The sequence below is a fragment of the Paraburkholderia dipogonis genome, from assembly GCF_046027395.1.
In the GTDB taxonomy this organism is placed as follows: Bacteria; Pseudomonadota; Gammaproteobacteria; order Burkholderiales; family Burkholderiaceae; genus Paraburkholderia; species Paraburkholderia dipogonis_A.
Genome location: NZ_JAQQEG010000029.1, coordinates 79,953 through 102,552 on the forward strand (window position 1 = coordinate 79,953; position 22,600 = coordinate 102,552).

Consider the following 22,600-nt stretch of genomic DNA (forward strand, 5'->3'; position numbering starts at 1 on the left):
TCGTGTCCGAGGCAGAGATTCTGGAGCGCATTCGCGCCATCTTCAAAGAGAACTTCGCAATCGAGCCCGAGCGAGTCACGCCGGAGGCGCATCTGTTCGAAGACCTCGATCTCGACAGCATCGACGCCGTCGACCTCGCGATCAAACTGCAGGAAATGACCGGGCGCCGCATCAAGCCGGAAGAGTTCAAGTCGGTGCGCACCGTCGGCGACGTGATCGGTGCGGTCGAATCGCTGCTGGCGGCTCAAGGCTGATGCCCGCCGTGCGCTCGCGAACGCAAGCGGCGGCGGATCGGGCCGCCGATGCCTCGCCCGGCACTGAGCGCCACCTGGGCAAAACCGCCGTGCAGGTGCTGTTGAAGCTCGCGTACCCCGCGCTGATTCTGTGCGCGTGGAAATGGGACACGCCGCGCTACGTCGGCTGCATGCTGTTTGCGATCCTGTGGCTGCAGCGCTGGGCCGGCAGCGGCCCGGTCGCGACCTCGCTCCGGCGGCTCTCCACGATCGACTGGACCGTGGTGGGTTTGCTGAGCTGCGCGTCGGCGGCGATCGTGTTGACCAATAGCGAGCTGCTGCTGCGTCTTTACCCGTCGCTCGTCAATGTGGGGTTGTTGATCGCGTTCGGGGCGACGCTCGTGCACGGCCCGTCGATGATCGAAAAATTCGCGCGCCTCGGCAATCCGAATTTGCCGCCGGGCGCGGTGCGTCATACGCTGCGCGTGACCCAGGTGTGGTGCGCGTTCTTCGCGCTGAACGGCGTGTTTTCCGCTTATACGGCGTTGTACTGGAGCCGCGCGAGCTGGTCGCTCTACAACGGCGCGATCGCCTATGTGCTGATCGGCGTGCTGCTGGTGGCCGAGATCATCTGGCGTTATCTGGTCGTGCTGCCGCGCGCCGCGCGTTCGGAGGCGGCATGATCGCGTTGCATGATCTGTTGTCGGTGGCCGGTGAGGCTTCTGCGGTGTCCGTACCGGTATGCCGTGACGGCGCCACGGTGCTCGATCGCGCGGCGTTTCGCGCGCGCGTCGCCGCGCTGATCGCGCTCGTGCAAACCCAGGATGCGCAACGTTACGCGTTGTGCATCGACGATCCGTTCGATTTCGCCTGCGCGCTCTTTGCGCTATTCGCGTGCGGCAAGGAGCCGGTGATTCCGGCCAACTCGACGCCGGGTTATCTCGCCGATCTCGCCGACGCGTATGAAGTCGTGCTGACTGATGCGGATTTGCCGCCGTTCGCGTTCGCCGCCGGAGCCAACGTCGGTGTCAACGCCGAAGCTGAAGTCAACGCCGAAGCTGAAGTCAACGCCGAAGCTGAAGTCAACGCCGAAGCTGAAGTCAACGCCGTAACCAATGCCGACGCCGACCTCAACACGGGAGCCGACGTTAACGCAGGAGCGGCAGACAACACAGCGGCGGCAGACAACGCCGGAGCCCACACCAACGCCGCCAACGCCGAGGCCGCTTCCGCGCACACGTCCCGCGCCGCTTACCTAATCGACCCCCAAGCCCCGCTCACGCTCTACACTTCTGGCAGCAGTGGCCGCCCCAAGCCGATCCGTAAGACGCTCGCGCAATTCAACGCCGAAGTGCACACGCTGGAAAAGCAGTGGGGCGCGCTAGTCGGCGACGCGACGATGCTCGCGAGTGTCCCGCATCACCACATCTACGGTTTGCTGTTCCGCGTGCTGTGGCCGCTCGCAGCCGGCCGCGCGTTCGACCGCGCGGTCAGCATCGAGCCTTTGCATCTGCAAGCTCAGATCGAACGATGCGGCGCAGCGGTGATCGTTTCAACACCCGCACAACTGTCGCGCTGGCCCGCGTTGCCCGGCTTCGCCGATCTGACGCCGGCGCCGCGCGCGTTCTTTTCATCGGGCGGCCCGCTCGCGCTCGAAGCCGCGCAGGAATACGCCGCGGCCTACGGCGCCGCGCCGCTCGAAATCTACGGGAGCACGGAAACCGGCGGCATCGCGTGGCGGCGCCAGGATCGGACCGATGCCTGGCAACCGGTGTCGGGCATCGAAGTGCGCTGCGACGAAGACGGCGCGTTGAACGTCCGCTCGCCGCATCTCGATCACGCCGGCTGGCATCGCACCGACGACAAAATCGCCTTCGACACCGAGGGCCGTTTCCGTCTGCAAGGCCGGCTCGACCGCGTGCTCAAGCTCGACGGCAAACGCGTCTCGCTGCCGGAACTGGAAGCGCGCCTCGCGCTGCATCCGTATGTTGCGCAAGCGGCGCTCGTGCCGCTGGAAGGCGCCTCGCGCGAGCGCGTCGGCGCCGTCGTGGCGCTGACCGAAGCGGGCGGCGCGGCCTTGCGCGACGAAGGCCGCGTGACGCTCGCGAAAGTCCTGCGCCGGCATCTCGCCGAATATTTCGACGTCGTGGTGCTGCCGCGCCACTGGCGTTTTCGCGTCACGCTGCCGTTCGACGCGCGCGGCAAACTGCCGGTGGCCGCGGTGGCGGCCGCGTTCGAACCGCGCGTCGAAGGCATGGAAGTGCTGGCCGAAGCGCGCAGCGGCGACACGCTGCACTACGAGTTGCGCGTGCCGCCGACGCTCGTGCATTTCGCCGGCCACTTTCCCGGGCTGCCGATTCTGCCGGGCGTCATCCAAATCGACTGGGCGATGCGTCTGGCCGCTGAGCACGTGCCGGCCGTGCGCGCGGTGGCGTCGATCGATCGTCTGAAGTTCATGGCGCCGGTATCGCCGGGCGCGGTGCTCAAGCTCACGCTCGCGCACGATGCGGCGCGTCGGCGCGTGCAGTTCGCGTACCGCGTGAACGGCCGTGAATGCGCGTCCGGCGTGATCGTCTACGGGGAGGCAGCGTGATGAGCTTCTCCCCGTGCATCGTCATTCCGATCTACAACCATAAGGCCGCGATCGGCGCGACCGTGGCGCATCTGGCGGTTCACGGCCTGCCGTTTTTCGTCGTCGACGACGGCAGCGACGAGGCCACCCAGCAGGTGCTCGCCGCGCTCGCGCAGCAGTACGCGGGACAGCTCACGCTGCTGCGCCTGCCGGTCAACGGCGGCAAAGGCGCGGCGGTGATGGCGGGGCTGCGCGCCGCGCGCAAGGCGGGCTACACGCACGCGTTGCAGATCGACGCCGACGGCCAGCACGACGCCGCCGACGTGCCGCGTTTCATCGAAGCGTCCCACGCCGAACCGGGCGCGGTGATTCTCGGCCGCCCGGTCTACGACGAGAGCGTGCCGAAAGCGCGTCTCTACGGCCGTTATTTGACGCACGTGTGGGTGTGGGTCGAAACGCTTTCGCTGACGATCCGCGACTCGATGTGCGGCTTTCGCCTCTATCCGCTGGCGCTGGCCTGCAATCTGATCGACAGCGTGCAACTGCCCACGCGCATGGACTTCGACATTGAGATCCTCGTGCGTCTGTATTGGTGGCGCGCGGCGTTCCGCTCGATTCCAACGCGTGTCACCTATGCGAGCGACGGCGTCTCGCATTTCGACGTGCTGTGGGACAACGTGCGCATCAGCCGCAGTCATACGCGGCTCGTGTTCGGCATGCTGTGGCGTCTGCCGATGCTACTCGCGCACAAGGTAATGCCGCGTCGCTCCGCACTTGCAGATGCGCCGGCCAAAGAAAGCGAACAGGACTGGTGGCGTATCGCCGAACGAGGCAGCCACCTCGGCATGTCGCTGCTTGCGCTCAGTTGCAAGCTGTTCGGCCGACGCTTCACCGCGCTGTGGCTGCATCCGATCGTCGCGTATTTTCTGCTGACGGGCCGTGCCGCACGCGAGGCCTCCAGCAACTACTTCAAGCATCTCGGCGCGGCTGCGCCGCACGGCGACACGCCGCGTCCAGGCTGGCTGTCCGCGTATCGTCATATGCTGGCGTTTGCACAGTCGGGGTTCGACAAGCTCGCGGCATGGTCGGGCCGCGTGAACAACGCCGACGTCAAATTCGAAGATCCTTCGGCATTCGAGGCGTTGGTGGCGAGCGGCAAGGGCGCGCTCGTGATCGGCGCGCATCTCGGCAATCTGGAAATGACCCGCGCGCTCGCCGCGCAGGGCGCTTATGCGAAGGTCACGGCGGTCGTCTATACGGAGCACGCGCGCCGTTTCAATAGCGTGCTGGCCTCGGCGAATAGCGAGTTCGCGAAGCATCTGCTCGAAGTCAGCGACTTCGGCCCCGAGACCGCGATGATGATGCAGGAGCGCGTCGATGGCGGCGAGCTGCTGGTGATTGTCGGTGACCGCGTGCCCGCGCATGAAGCGGGCCGCACGACCGAGGCGCAATTCCTCGGCTCGACCGCGCCGTTCGCGCAAGGTCCGTATGTGCTCGCGCATGCGCTGGGCTGTCCCGTCTACCTGTTCTTCTGTCTGAAAGAGCGCGACGGCTACCGTCTGTATTTCGAACCGTTCGCCGAGCGCATCGAACTGCCGCGCCGCGAACGCGCGCAGCATCTCGCCGCGTGGGCGCAGCGCTATGCCGCGCGTCTCGAACATTATTGCCGCAAGGCACCTTACCAATGGTTCAACTTCTTCGATTTCTGGGCCAGCCCCAAGCGAGGCGCGAATGGCCGAACATGATCTGATCGATGTGCCGAATGCCGGCGCGAACGCAAACACAGCGGCAGTCGTGATCGGCGGCCGCAAGCTGACGATCGAAGAGGTCGTCGCGATTGCGCAGCATGGCGCGCCGGTCGCCTTGAGCGCCGACCCGGCGTGGCGCGCGCGTATCCAGCGCGGCGCGGATTTTCTGCGCCGCCACCTGGCCGCGGGCGCGACTGTGTACGGCGTCAACACCGGTTACGGCGACGCCTGCGTGGTCGACGTGCCGATGGAACTCGTCGAAGCCTTGCCGCTGCAACTCACGCGCTATCACGGCTGCGGCATGGGCCAATATCTCGACGACGCGCAAACGCTCGCGGTGATCGCCGCGCGACTCAACTCGCTTGCTTACGGTTTTTCCGGCGTGCGTCCCGTGTTGCTCGAACGTCTGGCCGATCTGGTCAATCATCGCGTGTTGCCGCGTATTCCGTCGGAAGGCTCGGTCGGCGCGAGCGGCGATCTCACGCCGCTCTCGTATGTGGCCGCCGCGCTCGCGGGCGAACGCGAGGTGATGTTCGAAGGACATCTGCGTGACGTGCGCGAAGTGTGGACCGAACTCGGTCACGTGCCGCTCACGCTCGCGCCGAAAGAAGGGCTCGCGCTGATGAACGGCACGGCGGTGATGACGGGTCTCGCCTGTCTCGCGTTTGCGCGCGCCGATCATCTGACGCGGCTCACCGCGCGCCTGACGGCGCTATGCACGGTCGCGCTCGACGGCCGCGCCGCGCACTTCGACGCGATGCTGTTCGAAGTGAAGCCGCACGCCGGTCAGGCGCAAGCCGCGGCATGGATTCGCGATGATCTGTCCGGCCGCGACGACACGCCGGGCCACCGTCTACAGGACCGTTATTCGATTCGCTGCGCGCCACACGTGATCGGTGTGGCGCGCGATGCGCTTTCGTGGGTGCGTCGCGATGTCGAGAACGAACTGAACAGCGCGAACGACAACCCGCTGATTGATCCGGACAACGAACGCGTGCTGCACGGCGGCAACTTCTACGGCGGGCATATCGCCTTCGCGATGGACTCGCTGAAGGTCGCGGTCGCCAATCTGGCCGATCTGATGGACCGGCAACTCGCGCTGTTGGTCGACGTGAACTTCAACAATGGCTTGCCGCGTAATCTGTCGGGCGCGGCGCCCGCGCGCGCTGCGATCAATCACGGTTTCAAGGCGGTGCAGATTTCGTCGTCCGCATGGACCGCTGAAGCGTTGAAGAACACGATGCCCGCCAGCGTCTTTTCGCGTTCCACCGAGGCGCACAATCAGGACAAGGTCAGCATGGGCACGATCGCCGCGCGCGACTGCCTGCGCGTGCTGGAACTGACCGAGCAGGTCGCCGCCGCGCATACGCTCGCGACGGTGCAAGCCGCGCGTCTGCGCTTGAAGATCGACAGCGCCACGCCGGTGCCGGCGCCGCTGCAGGCGTTCATCGACAGCGTGAGCGCGCAGTCGCCGTTCGTCGACGAAGACCGCGCGCTCGAACACGAACTGCGTGCACTGACCGCGCGCATTGCCGCGTGCGATCTGGCGAGCGACTATCGCGGAGGATCGAGCGCATGACCGGTTCCCGCAAAGTGCTGAGCGCGAGCGCGACGGTGGAAGTGCCGTTCCACGATGTCGACGCGATGAACGTGTGCTGGCACGGCCATTATCTGAAGTACTTCGAGATCGGCCGCGCGGCGCTGTTGCGCGCTTTCGACTACGACTATCGCGAGATGCAGGCTTCGGGTTATCTGTGGCCGATCGTGGAAGCGCATCTCAAGTACGTGAAGCCGGCCACCTACGGTCAGCAGATCGAAGTGCGCACGCAACTGCTCGAACACGAAAACCGCCTGAAAATAGGCTATGAAATCGTCGATTGCGCGACCGGCGCGCGGCTGACCAAGGGTTATACGATCCAGGTCGCGGTCGATGCCGCCACTCAGGAGTTGCAGTTCGTCTCGCCGCCGGTCGTGTTCGACAAGCTGGAGCGCGTATGGGGGCGATGAATTTCCGTGCCGTTGTCGTGGGCACGCTGAGCGCATTGAGCGTGTTTGCCGCGACAGTCGTATCGACGGAACCCGCATCGGCCGCATCGACGAAAGAAGTCACGCCCGGCAATCCCGCGCTCGTCTCGCAGATCGCCGCGCATCTCGCGCAAGCCAAGGGCGTGCGCGCGCAATTCGCGCAGACGCAAACACTCGCCGCGATGAAGCAGCCGTTGGTGAGCACCGGCTCGCTGCTGTTCTTCCGCGAACGCGGCGTGATCTGGCGGATCGACACGCCCTACAAAGCCACCTATGTGATCACCGATGCCGGCGTCGCCGAAGTCAACGCCAACGGCCAGCGCGTCACGGCTCACAGTGCGCAGGGCGCGCGCGGCGTCGCGCAGGTCTCGAAGATGATGCGCGCGATGCTCGGCGGCGATCTGTCGGCGCTGTACTCGCAATTCGACGTGCAGGCCGAAGGCAGCGCCGCGCAATGGCGCATGCAACTCACGCCGAACCAGCCGCAGATCGCGCAGTCGATCAAAGGTCTGGAGATGAACGGCGGCGACTATCTGCAGCGCTTACGCATCACGCTCGCGAACGGCGACGTCACCCAACTCGACTTCACGAAGAGCGCGGCCGTCACCGAACTCAGCGCGGCTGAACGCGGTCTGCTCGGGGCGCCGTGATGGAGATGCTGCAACAGCGATCCGCGAAACAGACGTGGGGCATGCGCGCCGCGTGGCTGCTGCTCGCGCTCGTTGCTGCGCTCTATTGCGGCTGGCGGTTCGCGGGACCGTCGCCCCTGCAAACCAATCTGCTCGCGCTGTTGCCGGCGACCGAGGCCGACCCTGTCGCCGAAAAGGCAGTCGATACGTTGGCGAGCGCGCTCGGCGATCGCACGGTTTTCTTGGTCACCAGCAATGACGACGCGCACGCGAAAGCCGCGGCGAAACAACTCGGCGCGTCGTTGCAAAAGAGCGGCGCGTTTGGTTCGGTGACGGCGGAATTGCCGCCGTTCGATCTGTCGCAGATCGCATCGCTGTACATGCCGTATCGCTTCGGCTTGCTGGCGCCTGCGGATCGCGTCGCGCTCGCGGGCGGTGCTGCTGGCACCACGTTACATGACGCGCTCGCCCAGCGCATCTACAGCCCATTACGCGGCGGACTCACCACGCCGCTCGTCGACGATCCGTTCGGCTGGCTCGAACACTGGCTCGGCGGCCTGCCGCTTGCGACGTCGAATCTCGAAGTCGAAGACAACATGCTGGTTGCGCATCAAGGTGCGGCCACCAGCGTGCTGATTGTCGCGACGCTGCCGGGCTCCGCGTACGAAACGAAGACGCAGCACGCGGTACTTGCAGCGCTCGCTCAAGGCGAAAGCACACTGAGGCAGTCGTTTCCCGATGTATCGGTCGCGCGAACCGGCGCCGTGTTTTACGCGGAATCGGCGCGCAGCGCATCGGAACATGAAGTGCATCTGATCGGCGTCGCGTCGCTGTGCGGCATCGCGCTTCTGATGATGTGGGTGTTCCGCTCACCGCGTCTGCTACTGCTCGGCTTCGTATCGACTGCGCTTGGCATTGTCTGCGCACTTGCGGTGACGATGCTGGTGTTCGGCAAGCTGCATTTGCTGACGCTCGTGTTCGGCGCCAGTCTGATCGGCGAGGCCGTGGACTATTCGATTCAGTACTTCGTGGTGTATCTCGGCGCGCAGCGCGACTGGGACGCGCGGCGCGGCGCGCGCGCGGTGCGTCCCGCGTTGAGCGTGGCGCTCGCCACGAGCCTGCTCGGCTATGCGATTCTCACGTGGGTGCCGTTTCCCGCGCTCAAGCAGATCGCCTGCTTCGCGATTGCCGGTATTACGACGGCGTTCGCCTCCGTGCTGTGGCTGCTGCCCGCGCTGCTCACGCGCGCGCCCAAACGCAGCCCCAAGCGTGTGTTTGCAGGCGCGGCGCGCCTGCTGACGGTGTGGCGTCGCACGATCGGCGGCAGGCGGACATGGTTCGTCGCGGCGCTGTTGCTGCTGTTAGCGATTCCCGGCTGGCTGCGTCTGACCAGCGACGACGATATCCATCTGCTGATCCAGCGCGATCCGGCGCTCGTCGCGCAGGAAGACAAGGTGCGCGCGGCGGTCGGCGTGGATAACAGCGCGCAGTTTTTCGTCGTGCGCGGCGAGACGCCGGAACTCGTGCTGCAACGCGCGGAAGCATTGGGCACGAATCTGGATGCGTTGAACGGCACCGCGAACAAGGTCGGCAGCTATCAATCGGTCGCGCAGTTCGTGCCGTCCGCGAAACAACAGGATGAAGATCGCGCGTTGCTCGCGCAACACGTGTTCAACGACCGCGCGGCGTTGCGCGCCACGCTCCTGCAAGCCGGCTTCAAGGACGAAGTCGCCGACGCCTGGCTCGCCGCGTACGCCAAACCGCAAGCGCCGCTCACGATCGATACGTGGCTCGCGGCGCCGTGGTCGCAACCGTACAAACATCTCTGGCTCGGCGAAGTCGATTCGTCGACGAAAGCCTACGCAGCGGTCGTCATTCCGCAGGGCGTCACGCCGCAGAATGAACCCGCGCTGATCGCGACCGCGCAGGGCTTGCCCGGCGTCGTGTTCGTCGACAAGGCCGCCAGCGTGTCGAAGCTGTTCGGCGCGTATCGCGTGGATAGCGGATGGTGGCTCGGCGGCGCGCTCGCCCTTGTACTCGTCCTGCTAATGTTGCGGTACAAGGTGCGCGGCGGTATCGCCGTGACCTTGCCGGTGCTGCTCGCCGTGGGCGTCACGCTCGCCGTATTCGGCTATGCGCACGTGCCGCTCAATCTGTTCAACTGGCTCGCGCTGATGCTCGTGCTCGGCGTGGGCGCAAACTATGCCGTGTTCCTGCGCGAAGGCTGCCTGCGCGCGGACGCGGATCTCGGCGCGGTGTGGACGGGCGTGTTGTTGTCCGCGGCCACCACGTTGTTGTCGTTCGGCATGCTCGGCATGAGCGCAATGCCCGCGCTGAAGAGTTTCGGCGCGACGCTCGCGCTCGGTATCGCTGTATCGGTATTGCTCGCGCCGATCGGCATGCCATCGGAATCAAGGAGGGCCGAATGAAAGCGCCATCAGTTTATTTGCACGCGCCCGGCATGATCAACGCGCTCGGCGGCGACCTCGAGAGCATTGTCCCGGCGCTCGCCGCTGGTCGTTCGCCCGGTATGGCGAACGCGCATACGGGGATCGGTGAAGCGTTCGTCGGCAGCGTGCTCACGCCGCTGGACCTTGCGCCGCCCACCGAACTCTCCCGTTACGACTGCCGCAATAACCGCCTGTTGCTCGCCGCGCTGACGCAGATCGCGCCCGCTGTGGACGCGGCACGGGAGCGCTACGGCGCGCATCGCATCGGCGTGGTGCTCGGCACCAGCACGTCGGGCATCGAGGCCGCCGAAGCGGCGTTCGTCTATCAGGCGCAAGCGGGCGATCTGCCCGCGAACTTCAACTACCGGCAAATGGAAATCGGCACGGCCGCGCCGTTCGCCGCCGCCGTGCTCGGCTTGCATGGTCCGGCGTTCACCATCTCGACCGCGTGCACGTCGAGTGCGAAGGCGTTCGCGTCCGCGCGCCGGCTGCTGCAATTGCAACTGTGCGACGCCGTCGTGGTGGGCGGCGTCGATTCGTTGTGCGAGCTGACGGTGCAGGGTTTCGCATCGCTCGAATCGACCAGCAATGTGCGCAGCAATCCGATGAGCCGCAACCGGTGCGGGATCAACGTCGGTGAAGGCGCAGCCGTGTTCCTCATGAGCCGCGACGAAGCGGCGGTGCGGCTCGCGGGCGTCGGCGAATCGAGCGACGCGCATCACATTTCGTCGCCGGACCCGCAAGGCGTGGGCGGTGAACTCGCTTTGCGCGCGGCGCTTACCGATGCGGGCATCGAGTCGTCGGCGATCGGCTATGTGAATCTGCACGCCACCGCCACGCGCAAGAACGATGAAATGGAAGCGGGTTTGATGTCGCGAGTGTTTCCGCAAGGCGTGGCGACGAGCGGCACCAAGCCGTTGACCGGCCACCAGCTCGGCGCGGCGGGCGCCACCGAACTCGGCTTCACGTGGCTTTCGCTGGCGCATGACAACGTGCCGTTGCCGCGTCATCTGTGGGACGGCGAAGCCGACCCCGCGTTGCCGGCGCTGGACCTGGTCGTTAGCGAACGCTTCATGCCGCAAAGCGGCGCGCAATACGCGATGAGCAACTCATTTGCTTTCGGCGGCAGCAATGTCAGCCTGATCCTCGCCCGATGAGCCACGCGATGAACCCGACGCCCACCGTTGACGAACTGGTCCAGCAGCCGATCGAAGCGATCATCCCGCATCGCGGCACCATGCTGCTGATCGACGCCGTGGACACGTTCAGCGAAGAAACGCTAAGCGCGCGCGCCACGGTGCGCGCCGACGCCTGGTATGCCGACGCCGACGGCGCCATGCCCGCGTGGATCGGCATCGAACTGATGGCGCAGGCGATCGCCGCGCACGTCGCGTTGCTGGCCATGCGCAGCGGCGGCCGCGCGCGGCCCGGCGTGCTGCTCGGCTCGCGCAGCTACAAGGCATTGCAGCCGTCGTTCGCGGGCGGCGCGCAGTTGTCGATCCACGTCATGGAACTGCTGCGCAGCGAAGAAGGCCACGGCGCCTACGAATGCACGATCCGGCACGGCGACGCGGGTTGTGCCGAAGCCGTCATCAAGGTGTTTCAACCGCGCGATTTTCAGTCATTCATCGAAGGGAGTTTCAGTTCATGAGCCGGCGTGTTCTCGTTACGGGCGCAAGCCGCGGCATCGGCCGCGCGATTGCGTACAAGTTGGCCGCCGACGGCTTCGCGGTGTCCGTGCATTGCCGCACGGGACGCAGCGAAGCGGACGCAGTAGCGACGGGCATCGCCGCGCAGGGCGGCACGGCGCGCGTGCTGCAATTCGACGTGCGCGAGCGTGCCGTATGCCGCGAAGTGCTCGAAGCGGACGTCGCGGCGCACGGCCCGTACTACGGCATCGTATGCAGCGCTGGCGTGACCCGCGACGCCGCGTTCCCCGCGCTCACCGAAGAGGATTGGGACATCGTGATCGAAACCGGTCTCGACTCGTTCTATAACGTCGTCCATCCGTTGACCATGCCGATGGTGCGCGCCCGCAAGGGCGGCCGCATCGTCACGATCGCTTCGGTGTCCGGCGTGATGGGCAACCGCGGCCAGGTCAATTACAGCGCGGCGAAGGCCGGCCTGATTGGCGCGAGCAAGGCGCTCGCCGTCGAACTGGCTTCCCGTAACATCACCGTCAATTGCGTGGCGCCGGGTCTGATCGAGACCGGCATGCTCGACGAGATGCCGCTCGAGCAGGCGCTGAAGACGGTGCCGATGAACCGCGTCGGCCAGCCTGCCGAGGTGGCGTCCGTGGTCAGCTTCCTGATGTCGGATGCGGCCTCGTATGTCACGCGTCAGGTGATCGGCGTCAACGGCGGGATGATCTGATGAAGCGCGTCGTCATTACCGGCATGGGCGGCGTCACGGCGTTGGGCGATAGCTGGGACGTGATCGAAACGCGCTTGAAGAGCGGCGTGAACGCCGTGCGCCGCATGCCCGAGTGGGATTACTTCGAATCGCTGCATACGCGGCTCGCATGCCCGCTGCCGGGGTTCACGATGCCCGCGCACTATCCGCGCAAGAAGACCCGTTCGATGGGGCCGGTGTCGATGTACTCGGTGCGCGCCAGCGAACTGGCACTCGCCGACGCGGGCCTCGCTGACGACGCCACCATCAAGGACGGCCGCATGGGCGTCGCCTATGGTTCGTCGTCGGGCTCGGTGCAGCCGATCCGCGCGTTCGGCACGATGCTCGAAACCGGCTCGATGAGCGACGTCACATCGAACAGCTACGTGCAGATGATGCCGCATACCACTGCGGTCAACGTCAGCCTGTTCTGGGATCTGAAAGGGCGCATCATTCCGACCTCGTGCGCGTGCGCGTCGGGCAGCCAGGCGATTGGCTACGCGTATGAAGCGATCCAGACCGGCAAGCAGACGCTGATGCTGGCCGGCGGCGCGGAGGAACTGTCGGGCCCTGCCGTCGCCGTGTTCGACACGCTATACGCCACCAGCACGCGCAACGACGAGCCGCATCTGACGCCGCGCCCGTTCGACGCCGCGCGCGACGGCCTCGTGGTCGGCGAAGGCGCGGCCACGCTGGTGCTCGAGGAATACGAGCACGCGGTGGCGCGCGGTGCGCGGATTCACGCGGAGATCATAGGCTTCGGCTGCAACTCGGACGGCGCGCATATGACCCAGCCGACCGCCGAAACCATGGCACTCGCGATGCAACTCGCGCTCAACGACGCCCAACTGCCGCCTGAAGCGATCGAGTACGTGAACGCGCACGGCACCTCGACGGATCGCGGCGACATTGCCGAGAGCCATGCGACCGCGCAGACCTTTGGCGCGCGCATGCCGATCAGCTCGCTCAAGAGCTATGTCGGCCACACGCTCGGCGCATGCGGCGCGCTCGAAGCATGGTGGACCATCGAGATGATGAAGCGCAACTGGTACGCGCCGACCTTGAACCTGGAGAACGTCGATCCGGCCTGCGCGCCGCTCGATTACATCGTCGGCACGGGCCGCGAAATCGACGCCGAATACGTGATGAGCAACAACTTCGCGTTCGGCGGCATCAATACTTCGCTCATTTTCAGGCGCGTTCGATGAGCGTTGCGCTGCAACGCGTGGTCGTGACCGGCATGGGCATCGTGTCGTGTCTCGGCAATACGCTCGACGAAGTCTCCGCTGCCTTGCGCACGGGCCGCTCGCGGATCGAGCGGATCGACGCGTGGCGTGAGCGCGGTTTCGGCTCGCAGGTGGCGGCCGTTGCGTCGGTCGCGCACGAGCCGCCGTTCGAGCGCAAGCTCGAACGCTTCATGGGCGACACCGCGCGGTTTGCCTGTCATGCCGCGCGCAAGGCGATCAGCGACGCAGGGCTCGACGCTGCGGAGTTGCGCTCGCCACACGCCGGCACGGTGATCGGTTCGGGCGTCGGCACGATGTCCACCTACGACGCGGCCATGGCGATCGCGCATGCCCGCGGCGTCGACAAGGTGCCGCCGTACACGGTGCCCCATGCGATGAGCAGCACCGCGTCGGCCAATGTCGCGCAGGTGTTCGGGCTCGAAGGCGTCAGCTACTCGCCGTCGTCGGCGTGTACGACTTCGGCGCTCGCGATCGGCCAGGCGATGCAACTGATTCAGACCGGCCGCCAGCAGATCGTGCTGGCCGGCGGCAGCGAGTCGCTGCATGACAACATGACGTTGATGTTCGACGCGATGGGCGCGTTGTCGCGCCGCTTCAACGACACACCGCAGAAGGCATCGCGGCCGTACGACACGGAGCGCGACGGTTTCGTGATCGCGTCGGGCGGCGGCGTGCTGGTGCTCGAAGCGCTCGATCACGCGCTCGCGCGCGGCGCGCGGATCTATGCGGAGCTCACCGGCTTCGGCGACTGCACGGACAGCGGCGGCATGGTCACGCCGCGTGCGGCGGGGATCGCGCGGGCCATGCGCGGCGCGCTCAACGAAGCGGGCAAGCGGCCTGACTACGTCAACACGCACGCACCGTCGACGCCGCTCGGCGACCTCGAAGAACTGCACGCGTTGAATGAGGTGTTCGGCGCGGCGTTCGATCATCGCGTGCCGGCGTTTTCGTCGACCAAGGGCATGACGGGGCATCCGCTCGGCGCGTGTGGCGCACACGAGGCGATCTACACGCTGCTGATGATGCGCGACGGCTTCATCGCGGGCACGGCGGATATCGACACGCCGGAGTCGGCTCTGGATGGCATGCCACTCGTGCGCACGACGCGCGCGGCGCGCATCGGCACGGCGATGTCGGTGTCGTACGGGTTCGGCGGCAGTTGCGCGAGCCTGATGTTCGAAGCATGGCAGGGCGGCTGAAACGGTCGCGACTTTATAAAAAACGAGGGCGAAAAAAAATGAAAAGAGCAGGTGTACTGGGTGCGCTGGCAGTCATGGCGCTGACGCTGGCGGGTTGCGCCACGCAGGTGAAGTCGCTGCCGCTCGCGGCGGCGGGCGGCCAATCGCGCGGCAACGTGCCGGTGTATTTCGGTCAGCAGGACCACCCGGCAGTCAAGAGCCGGTTGGGCGACGTGTCGTACTCCGTGCGGATCGCGCGCAAGGTCGCCGGTCCCGACGACGCCTGCCACGAAGCGCTCGCCGAAGCCGTGCAGAAGCTGCGCGGGGCGGCCAGCGAACGCCACGCCAATGCGGTGATCGATGTATCGACGCGTTTTCATAGCACCGAGAGCAACTCGTCGACCGAATTCACCTGCGGCGTTAGTCCGAGCGCCGCCGCGATCGCCGTAAGCGGTCAGCTCGTCGTGCTGGAATCGAACTGAGCCTCACCGGGTCGATTGAAATAGAACTCACAGAGCAACAACAACCACCAAGGAGTCTCAATGAAACGCCATCTGCTGTTTGCCGCATTGTTTGCGTCGTTTGCCACGCTGAGCGCCACGCCGGCTTTTGCCCGCGATACGGTCAACAACTATCCGGTCGATCAGGCCTTGCAAAGCGAACCGGGCAAAGTGAGCGACGACGTCGCGCTGTATTTCGCGGGTCAGCGCCATCCGGCCGTCGTGAAAACGATGGGCGAATTCGCCACCAACAAGAAGACCAACGCGTTCGGCAAGAGCGATTTGCAAGCCTGCCAGCACGTGTTCCTGTCGGCGGTGATCGAGTTGCAGGAACGCGCGCGCAAGGAAGGCGGCAACGCGGTGATCAACATCAAGAGCAACTACAAGAACGAAGTGCGTGAGAGCGCGACTGAATATACCTGTGGTGCAGGCGCGGTGATCGCCGGCGTCGCGTTGACGGGTGAAGTGGTGACGCTGCGCAAGTAAGAGGTAGTCGGCGCAAGTCAGCGCGGAGAAGCGCGTGTGCGCGCGAGGAAAGCGGGAAGGCGGCGTGCGCCGCCGCCTCGCGCTGTTTTACCGCATCAGGCTCGCGCCTTGCTGCGCATTAACCGGCTTTGACTGCCGCGACATTGACCAGCGTCTCACGACGCTTGCCGGGTTGCGGATGGGTCAGGCCGAGCCGTTCGAGAAGACCGAAGTCTTTCGCCCGGCTCCACCAGAGGTAGGGCAGAGAGACGTTGCGCTCGCTGAAGCTGAAGCCGCCGCGGCGGATCATGTCGAGGTAGCCGTCGGCGCTTTTTTGCACGTGCATCGGATGACGGAACAGCAACCGGATCACCCACGATTTGATGTACGCGTCGGTGGATTCGGCGAACAGCAGCACGCCGCCCGGTTTGAGCACGCGGCGGAACTCGGCGAGCGCGCGGTCCTGCTCGACGAGGTGATGGAAGGTTTGATGGCAGAACACGATATCGGCGCTCGCGTCGGGAAGCGGCAAGCTCGCGCAGTCGCCGTGCAGCAGTTCGATATCTGCTAGCTTGTCGCGACAGGCGCTCGCTGCCTGAGCGGCGAGTGTCAACGACGGCTCGTGGAAGTCGATGCCGACAAGGCGGCGCGGCTTGAACGCCTCGGCGAGCAGACGGAAGGAAATGCCCTGGCCGCAGCCGACGTCGACGATCACCGGCGCCTCGGGCAACGGCGTATCGATCAGGCGTTTGAGGTCGTTGATCGCGACCCGTAGCACATGATGTTCCCAGGTGTAGGTACGCAGGAACCAGATCCCGAAAGCCGTTTCCGGCACGAAAGGCACACTGGATGTTTCGGATGGCGACACGCTGGGCTCCCCGGCGGAATGGCGTTGTGACTACGCCCAAGGGTTTTCCTCCGGGGCGTCGAAACGCAATTGTAACGAGACGTAAGGATGCAGCGAAACGCTGTTCCGGGCAAGCCAAACGATTGAGGCAAATTTGAGTACACATTCGTCAAAGCGCACGACCGTCGATGTCGTGATCATCGGTGCCGGACCGGCAGGGGCGGTTGCGGCGGCATTGCTGCGCAAGGCCGGGCGCTCCGTGCTGGTGCTGGAGCGGCAGCACTTTCCGCGCTTTTCCATCGGCGAGAGCCTGCTGCCGCAAAGCATGGCCTACCTCGAAGAGGCCGGCATGCTGCGGGCCGTGGTCGAAGCGGGCTTCCAGTACAAGAACGGCGCGCATTTCATCTACCGCGGCCAGTCGTCGGCATTCGACTTCCGCGACAAGCATTCGCCCGGTTGGGGCACCACCTATCAGGTCGAGCGCGCGGTGTTCGACGATATTCTGATTCGCTGCGCGGCGGAGCAGGGCGCCGACGTGCGCTTCGGGCATACCGTGCGGGCGGTTCACACCGGCGTTACGCCTTTGGTCGATGTGATCGACGAAGCGGATCACGCCTATCAGATCGAAGCGCGGTTCGTCTTCGACGCGAGCGGCTTCGGCCGCGTGTTGCCGCGCCTGCTGAACCTCGAAGCGCCGACGCGGATGCCGACCCGCGCCGCGATCTTCACGCACGTGCAGGACGGCATTCCGGCCGGCATGACCGACCGCAACAAGATTTGCGTGGCGACGCATCCGGAACACCGCGACGTGTGGTTCTGGATGATTCCGCTGGCGGGCGGCCGCTCGTCGATGGGCTGTGTCGCCGAGGCGAGTTTCCTCGACGTTTCCGATGCGGAGCGCGACGCGAAGCTGCGCGCGCTGATCCAGCAGGAGCCGACGCTGAACCGCCTGATCGGCAACGCGCCGTTCCTGATGCCGGTGCGCCACATCGGCGGATATGCGGCGAACGTGGAGCGTCTGCATGGACCGGGCTACGCATTGCTCGGCAACGCGGGCGAGTTTCTCGATCCAGTGTTTTCGTCCGGCCTGACGATCGCGCTGCGCTCGGCGCATCTCGCGGTGGAAACCTTGAACCGGCAACTGGACGGCGAACAGGTCGACTGGTCGGCCGCTTACGACGTGCCGTTGCGCAAGGGGATCGATACGTTTCGCGCGTTCGTCGAGCGTTGGTATTCGGGCGCTTTGCAGGACATCATTTTCTATCCGGAGCAGACGCCGTCGATTCGCCGCATGATCAGCTCGGTGCTGGCGGGCTATGCGTGGGATGAGTCGAACCCGTATGTCGCGGATCCGGTGCGTCGATTGAATGCGTTGCATGAGGTGTGCATGCAGCGGTGAGCGTGCTGCTGCAGGCTGTGGGCGAATGAAAACGGCGTTTCGAAATTGAAGCGCCGTTTTTTATTGGGCCGCGTGCATCCGCTCTGGCGGCGATTGTACGTAACGTTAAGAACTGTCAACGATTGATTTCAAGATGAGCCCTTGTCGTTAGGATTGCATTTCAATCAAAACCAGGGGACACACGAATGCCTGCGTACGATCGATTTGGTGCTGCCAACTATGTCAGCTCCCATGCTTCGGCGACGAGCACGGGGAATTGCGCAAAGTTTGTACGGCGGGGGATCGAGCGAGGCGGGATCATGATTGATCGGACACGGGACGCAAAAGACTATGGACAATCATTGATCAGCGCCGGGTTCTATGAAGTCAATTCCGCTTCACCTCAAAAGGGCGACGTCGTTGTGATTCAACCCATTGCGAACCACCCTGCCGGGCATATGGCGATGTTTGACGGGCAAATCTGGGTATCGGACTTCAGGCAATATCACGGGTTCTACCCGAGTCAGCAATACCGGGCCGTACAACCGCCGTACAAGATCTACCGCCACAACTGAACGGAATCGTGAAAACATATCTGGCAGTTTTAGCCGCCGTGTTAAGCATGGTATTAGGTGTGCTTTTACACCCGCTAGCTATGGCGCACGGGGAGCCCGCCACGCCTGAGGCAAGCGCGAAGCTTTTTTACGCCTGGTACATTAAGCGCGATTCGGAAAATCGAGGGTTTCCCTTGCTGGATAAAGAAATTTATCGATACGTTGCAAAGCCAACGGTCGATTTTCTGCGCGCGGAGTACAAGGCAAACACGTTCGCCGGAGACAGCGACCCTTTTACGAGAGTTCAGGATTACGACGAGAAGGATTGGGCCGCACACATTGAAGCGCGTCCAGCACTGATATTCGGCGATACCGCTGTTGTTCCCGTCGTTCTTGGACGCGACACCAAGGCCACTCGTCAGACGGTTTTGGCGTTTATGAGGAAAGAGGCTGACGGGCAGTGGAAAGTCATCAAGGTCGACGACCTCAGCGGTTACGAATAGCCGTTGTTTTGGGTGATGAGCGCGTGGGCCACGGTTAACTGCGCAGCCTTGCTTTGGCTTGCGAAGCGCTTCCCATTCGTCCGATAAGTGGTCTGTGAGCAAACTGACCTACATGTCAACTACCAATGAAAACGGCGCTTCGTTACCGAAGCGCCGTTTCTTCATTCAGCCGCGTAAATCAATCAGTCAGCTCAAGCCGCGATCCTGGCCGCTCCCGACGCATGCTGCCGCGCGTCGTCGCGACGATGCACGCGCTTGCCGGCCGCATACGTCTCATAGATCGCGCGATCGTCACCGAGCAGCGCGAACGCAAACAACAGTTCCTCGAGCGTTTCAGTTCGCGCGGTGCGGCGCGCGAGCAGCGGCGTCGCGCGCGGATCGAGCACGACGAAGTCCGCTTCCGACTTCGGCTTCAACGTGCCGACCTTGTCCGCCAGATCGAGCGCTTCGGCCGCGCCGGCGGTCGCCAGATAGAACATGCGCGTGGCCGTCAGATGATGGCCCGTCAGACGCGCCACCTTGTGCGCTTCGTTCATGGTTTGCAGCATCGAGAACGAGGTGCCGCCGCCGACGTCCGTCGCCAGCGCGATCGGCATGCCGGCTTCATCGGCCTTGTCGAAGTCGAACAGGCCGCTGCCGAGGAACAGGTTCGAGGTCGGGCAATGCGAGGCGACCGTGCCGGTTTGCGCCATGCGTTTGCGGTCTTCCTCGTCGAGGTGGATGCAGTGGCCGTACACGGCGCGGCGGCGCAGCAGACCGTAGTGATCGTAAATGTCCAGATAGCTGCGGTGACCGGGGAACAGATCGGCGACCCATTTCACCTCGTCGGTGTTTTCCGCGACGTGGCTCTGGATGAAGATGTCCGGATGCTTGCCCGCCAGCACACCGCACGCTTCCAGTTGCGCCTCGGTTGAAGTCGGCGCGAAACGCGGCGTGAGCGCATACATCTGGCGGCCGCGATTGTGCCAGCGGCCGATCAGCTCGGCGCTGTCGTCATAGCCCGATTGCGCGGTGTCGCGCAGGAACTCGGGGCAGTTGCGGTCCATCAGCACCTTGCCGGCCACCATGCGCAGATTGCGCGCTTCGCTCTCGGTGAAGAGCGCGTCAGCCGATTCCTTGTGGACCGTGCAATACACCAGCGCGGTGGTCGTGCCGCACGCCAGCAATTCGTCGACGAAAAAGCTCGCCGTGTCGCGCGCATAAGCCGGATCCGTGAAGCGGCGCTCGGTCGGGAACGTGTACGTCTCGAGCCACGGCAACAAGCCCGGCGCCGGCGACGCGATCATGTCCGTCTGCGGATAGTGAATGTGCGTGTCGATGAAGCCCGGCACGATCAGCTTGTCGCGCATTTCCTGCACCTGGGTGCCAGGCGCGAGTTGCGGCGCGAGCGCCGCATAGGCGCCCGCCGCGACGACATGGCCGTCTTCGACGATCAGCAGGCCGTCCTCGTTGAAGACCGCCGCGTTGGGCGATTGCGCGGGATCGCCGTTGAAGGTCAGCAGTTGCGCGCGGAATGCTGATTGGGCTGCTTTAGCCGATTGAGTCATGGAAAAACCGTCTCCGATTGTGGGAAGCTGCACAGTCCGGACGACGGTTCAATCATTGGCTCTCAAGTGAGCCCGTGCCGCCGCCGGCTGCGATATCTCGGCCCGTCAGTGCGGACCGCTTGGGTGCCAGTGCGCGTCGAGCTTCGCGATCAGTTCGCTGCGTTGCTCGGGCGTGACGAACGACGCTTCGAAGCTGTTGCGGATGATCGTGTAGACCTCGGCATCGTTGAGCTTCAACGCGTCGATGGTGGCGAAATAATTGGCATTCACGTAGCCGCCGAAGTAAGCCGGATCGTCGGAATTCACCGTCACGGCCACGCCGCGATCGAGCAGGTCCTTCAACGTGTGCTTGGTCAGGTCGTCGAACACGCACAGTTTCAGGTTCGACAGCGGACACACGGTCAACGCCACGCGCGAATCGGCCAGACGCGCGACGAGTGCCGGATCTTCGATGCTGCGCACGCCGTGATCGACGCGGTCCACTTTCAGCAGATCGAGCGCTTCATAGATATACGAGGGCGGGCCTTCTTCGCCGGCATGCGCGACGAGTTTCAGGCCGAGCGCGCGCGCTTTGGCGAATACGCGTTCGAACTTCGAAGGCGGATGGCCGCGTTCCGACGAATCGAGACCGACACCGATCAGGCGATGCTTGTACTGCTCGAACAAAGGCCGCGCTTCTTCGAAAGTGGCGAGCGCGTCTTCTTCGGACAGATGGCGTAGGAAGCACAGAATCAGCTTGCTCGTCATGCCGCGCTTTTCCGCGTCCGCGAGCGCGCGTTCGATGCCGGCGACGACGGTCGCGATCGGCACGCCGCGTTCGGTGTGCGTCTGCGGATCGAAGAAGATTTCGCTGTGAATCACGTTGTCGGCGAGACAGCGTTCGACGTAGGCCATCGTCATGTCGTAGAAGTCCTGCTCGTGCAGCAGCACGCTCGCGCCCGCATAGTAGATGTCGAGGAACGATTGCAGGTCGGTGAACGCATACGCGGCGCGCAAGGCGTCGATCGAGTCGTAGGCGAGCTTCACGCCGTTGCGTTCGGCGAGCGAGAAGATCAGTTCGGGTTCGAGCGAGCCTTCGATATGAATATGCAGCTCGGCCTTCGGTGCCAGCGCGGTTTTCTCGGCCAGCGGCGTGGGAATAATGGTCGTTGTAGTCATGGTCGGTCAGTTTTTCGTTGGAGTCGGTTCGCGCCGGATGCGTAAGCGATGTGTCGACGTGCCGCGCATCAAACCGTCTGCGTGGCGTGATGCACGCCCGCGTTCGCCTCGACGGCCTGAAGCACCTGCGCTGCCGCCGAGATCGCGATGATCTCCGGCGACTTGTCGACAATGCCGTCCACGCCGAGCGGGCACTTCATCCGCGCGATCAGCGACGGATCGAGACCGCGCGCGGCCAGCCGGTGTTCGAACTGCTTGCGCTTGCTGTGCGAGCCGATCATGCCGAAGAACGCGAAGTCGCCACGCCGCAGAATGCGCTCGGCCAACTCGAGATCGAGCGCATGGTTATGCGTCATCACGATGAAGTACGTGTTCGGCACGGCCTGGTCGATGGCTTCGTCAGGAGCGTCGTTCGGGTCGATCTTCACGTTCGGCGCATGCAGCGTATCCGCCGGCGGAAATTGCGCGTCGCGTTCGTCCACCCAGCGGACCGCGCAAGGCAGCGTGGCCAGCACGCGAACCAGCGCGGCGCCCACATGACCGGCGCCGAACAGCACGACCGAGAAGTCGCCTGGCGCGATGGTTTCGGTGAGCAGCGCGCCGCTGTCGTCGAAACCGGCTCCGTCCCATAGCAGGCAGTCCGCGGCGTCGACGCCCGGCTCGGGGTCGGACAGCATCACCGCATCCGGTGCGGGGCCGAATGATACGCTACGCACCGTCGACTGGCCCGCGGCCACGCGTTTCGCGAGCGTCGTGATCCAGCCGAGATCGCCCACGTCGAGCCGCTCGAACGCGAGAATCACGGCGCCGCCGCAGCATTGGCCGAGACTCGGGCCGAGCGCGAAACGCTCGAGACGGCGCATATGCGGCGAGCGCATGCCGTCGCGCAATACCTGGCGCGCGGTCTCGATGGCTTTCCATTCGAGGTGGCCACCGCCGATGGTGTGTTTCGCCGAGTCGCGCGTGACGATCATCTTGGTGCCGGCCTCGCGGGGCGCCGAACCTTCGACGCGCGCGACCGTCACCAGCACGGCGGCGTCGCCGTGCGCGAGCAGTTGTTGCAGGTCAGGTAGCCAGGCTTGCATCCGGCGTTCTCCATACATGGCCGCGCGGGGTGTCCGTGCGGCCGGTTGAGTGTGGCCTCGCGCGTTCGTGTCGCGTCAGGCCGTGGGGCT

Annotated in this window: 22 protein-coding genes; 18 read left to right on the plus strand and 4 right to left on the minus strand. The window is 64.8% G+C overall.

The features are described 5' to 3' along the window. The first annotated feature begins 2 nt into the window (after positions 1 to 2). The 15 genes from PQR32_RS27495 to PQR32_RS27565 are packed head-to-tail and all read left to right on the plus strand — an operon-like array spanning position 3 to position 15,459. The gene (locus tag PQR32_RS27495; protein WP_007180827.1) at positions 3 to 254 is read left to right on the plus strand and encodes an acyl carrier protein; all 252 of its coding nucleotides are present in this window, start codon (positions 3 to 5) and stop codon (positions 252 to 254) included. Beyond that, the gene (locus PQR32_RS27500; RefSeq protein ID WP_408234300.1) at positions 254 to 916 is read left to right on the plus strand and encodes a COG4648 family protein; all 663 of its coding nucleotides are present in this window, start codon (positions 254 to 256) and stop codon (positions 914 to 916) included. The genes PQR32_RS27495 and PQR32_RS27500 overlap by 1 nt, the downstream gene beginning before the upstream one ends. Then, positions 913 to 2,826, plus strand: coding sequence for an ApeI family dehydratase (locus tag PQR32_RS27505; protein WP_408234303.1), 1,914 nt, complete (start codon positions 913 to 915; stop codon positions 2,824 to 2,826). Before PQR32_RS27500 ends, PQR32_RS27505 begins: the two co-directional genes overlap by 4 nt. After that, a complete protein-coding gene (locus PQR32_RS27510) occupies positions 2,826 to 4,550 on the plus strand; it encodes a glycosyltransferase family 2 protein (RefSeq protein WP_408234306.1) in 1,725 nt (574 codons plus the stop codon). Before PQR32_RS27505 ends, PQR32_RS27510 begins: the two co-directional genes overlap by 1 nt. Beyond that, entirely contained in the window at positions 4,537 to 6,132 is a 1,596-nt protein-coding gene (locus tag PQR32_RS27515; protein ID WP_408234309.1) for an HAL/PAL/TAL family ammonia-lyase, read from the plus strand. The genes PQR32_RS27510 and PQR32_RS27515 overlap by 14 nt, the downstream gene beginning before the upstream one ends. Next, entirely contained in the window at positions 6,129 to 6,560 is a 432-nt protein-coding gene (locus PQR32_RS27520) for an acyl-CoA thioesterase (protein ID WP_408234312.1), read from the plus strand. Before PQR32_RS27515 ends, PQR32_RS27520 begins: the two co-directional genes overlap by 4 nt. Then, positions 6,548 to 7,228, plus strand: coding sequence for a LolA family protein (locus PQR32_RS27525; RefSeq protein ID WP_408234315.1), 681 nt, complete (start codon positions 6,548 to 6,550; stop codon positions 7,226 to 7,228). The genes PQR32_RS27520 and PQR32_RS27525 overlap by 13 nt, the downstream gene beginning before the upstream one ends. Further along, positions 7,228 to 9,636: an MMPL family transporter gene (locus PQR32_RS27530; protein ID WP_408234317.1), complete on the plus strand. Its 2,409-nt coding sequence runs from the start codon at positions 7,228 to 7,230 to the stop codon at positions 9,634 to 9,636. The genes PQR32_RS27525 and PQR32_RS27530 overlap by 1 nt, the downstream gene beginning before the upstream one ends. Beyond that, positions 9,633 to 10,814, plus strand: a complete 1,182-nt coding sequence (locus tag PQR32_RS27535) for a beta-ketoacyl-[acyl-carrier-protein] synthase family protein (protein WP_408234320.1) — start codon at positions 9,633 to 9,635, stop codon at positions 10,812 to 10,814. The genes PQR32_RS27530 and PQR32_RS27535 overlap by 4 nt, the downstream gene beginning before the upstream one ends. Before the next feature lie 8 nt (positions 10,815 to 10,822). Beyond that, positions 10,823 to 11,308 carry a hotdog family protein gene (locus PQR32_RS27540; RefSeq protein WP_408234323.1) on the plus strand — a complete coding sequence of 162 codons (486 nt, stop codon included), beginning with the start codon at positions 10,823 to 10,825 and terminating at the stop codon, positions 11,306 to 11,308. Next, positions 11,305 to 12,030 carry a 3-ketoacyl-ACP reductase FabG2 gene (locus PQR32_RS27545; RefSeq protein ID WP_012434023.1) on the plus strand — a complete coding sequence of 242 codons (726 nt, stop codon included), beginning with the start codon at positions 11,305 to 11,307 and terminating at the stop codon, positions 12,028 to 12,030. The genes PQR32_RS27540 and PQR32_RS27545 overlap by 4 nt, the downstream gene beginning before the upstream one ends. Beyond that, on the plus strand, positions 12,030 to 13,256 hold the full coding sequence (locus PQR32_RS27550) for a beta-ketoacyl-ACP synthase (protein ID WP_408234325.1): 1,227 nt from the start codon (positions 12,030 to 12,032) through the stop codon (positions 13,254 to 13,256). The genes PQR32_RS27545 and PQR32_RS27550 overlap by 1 nt, the downstream gene beginning before the upstream one ends. Beyond that, on the plus strand, positions 13,253 to 14,494 hold the full coding sequence (locus tag PQR32_RS27555) for a beta-ketoacyl-[acyl-carrier-protein] synthase family protein (RefSeq protein ID WP_408234328.1): 1,242 nt from the start codon (positions 13,253 to 13,255) through the stop codon (positions 14,492 to 14,494). The genes PQR32_RS27550 and PQR32_RS27555 overlap by 4 nt, the downstream gene beginning before the upstream one ends. Positions 14,495 to 14,532: 38 nt before the next feature. Further along, positions 14,533 to 14,955 (plus strand): signal peptidase, encoded by a 423-nt coding sequence (locus PQR32_RS27560; protein ID WP_408234331.1) that lies wholly within the window; start codon positions 14,533 to 14,535, stop codon positions 14,953 to 14,955. A 60-nt stretch (positions 14,956 to 15,015) separates the two neighbouring features. Then, positions 15,016 to 15,459, plus strand: coding sequence for an excinuclease ABC subunit A (locus PQR32_RS27565; RefSeq protein WP_408234334.1), 444 nt, complete (start codon positions 15,016 to 15,018; stop codon positions 15,457 to 15,459). A gap of 118 nt (positions 15,460 to 15,577) precedes the next feature. On the opposite strand, the gene PQR32_RS27570 is transcribed toward PQR32_RS27565, so the two are convergent. Next, positions 15,578 to 16,306 carry a class I SAM-dependent methyltransferase gene (locus tag PQR32_RS27570; RefSeq protein WP_408234337.1) on the minus strand — a complete coding sequence of 243 codons (729 nt, stop codon included), beginning with the start codon at positions 16,304 to 16,306 and terminating at the stop codon, positions 15,578 to 15,580. 133 nt (positions 16,307 to 16,439) lie between these two features. Here PQR32_RS27570 and PQR32_RS27575 point away from each other — a divergent pair, with 133 nt between their 5' ends. From PQR32_RS27575 to PQR32_RS27585, 3 genes are all read left to right on the plus strand, one after another. After that, positions 16,440 to 17,684, plus strand: coding sequence for an NAD(P)/FAD-dependent oxidoreductase (locus PQR32_RS27575; protein ID WP_408234340.1), 1,245 nt, complete (start codon positions 16,440 to 16,442; stop codon positions 17,682 to 17,684). 299 nt (positions 17,685 to 17,983) lie between these two features. Further along, positions 17,984 to 18,238 carry a hypothetical protein gene (locus PQR32_RS27580; protein ID WP_408234343.1) on the plus strand — a complete coding sequence of 85 codons (255 nt, stop codon included), beginning with the start codon at positions 17,984 to 17,986 and terminating at the stop codon, positions 18,236 to 18,238. Positions 18,239 to 18,246: 8 nt separating this feature from the next. Beyond that, the gene (locus tag PQR32_RS27585) at positions 18,247 to 18,720 is read left to right on the plus strand and encodes a DUF3828 domain-containing protein (RefSeq protein WP_408234346.1); all 474 of its coding nucleotides are present in this window, start codon (positions 18,247 to 18,249) and stop codon (positions 18,718 to 18,720) included. A 191-nt stretch (positions 18,721 to 18,911) separates the two neighbouring features. Here PQR32_RS27585 and guaD read toward each other — a convergent pair whose 3' ends face one another. The 3 genes from guaD to xdhC form a co-directional block, all read right to left on the minus strand. Beyond that, complete coding sequence (guaD, locus tag PQR32_RS27590) at positions 18,912 to 20,267, minus strand: guanine deaminase (RefSeq protein WP_408234349.1); 1,356 nt, start codon at positions 20,265 to 20,267, stop codon at positions 18,912 to 18,914. 105 nt (positions 20,268 to 20,372) lie between these two features. After that, a complete protein-coding gene (locus tag PQR32_RS27595; RefSeq protein WP_408234352.1) occupies positions 20,373 to 21,425 on the minus strand; it encodes an adenosine deaminase in 1,053 nt (350 codons plus the stop codon). A gap of 68 nt (positions 21,426 to 21,493) precedes the next feature. After that, positions 21,494 to 22,510, minus strand: coding sequence for a xanthine dehydrogenase accessory protein XdhC (xdhC, locus tag PQR32_RS27600; RefSeq protein ID WP_408234355.1), 1,017 nt, complete (start codon positions 22,508 to 22,510; stop codon positions 21,494 to 21,496). Positions 22,511 to 22,600: the final 90 nt, after the last annotated feature.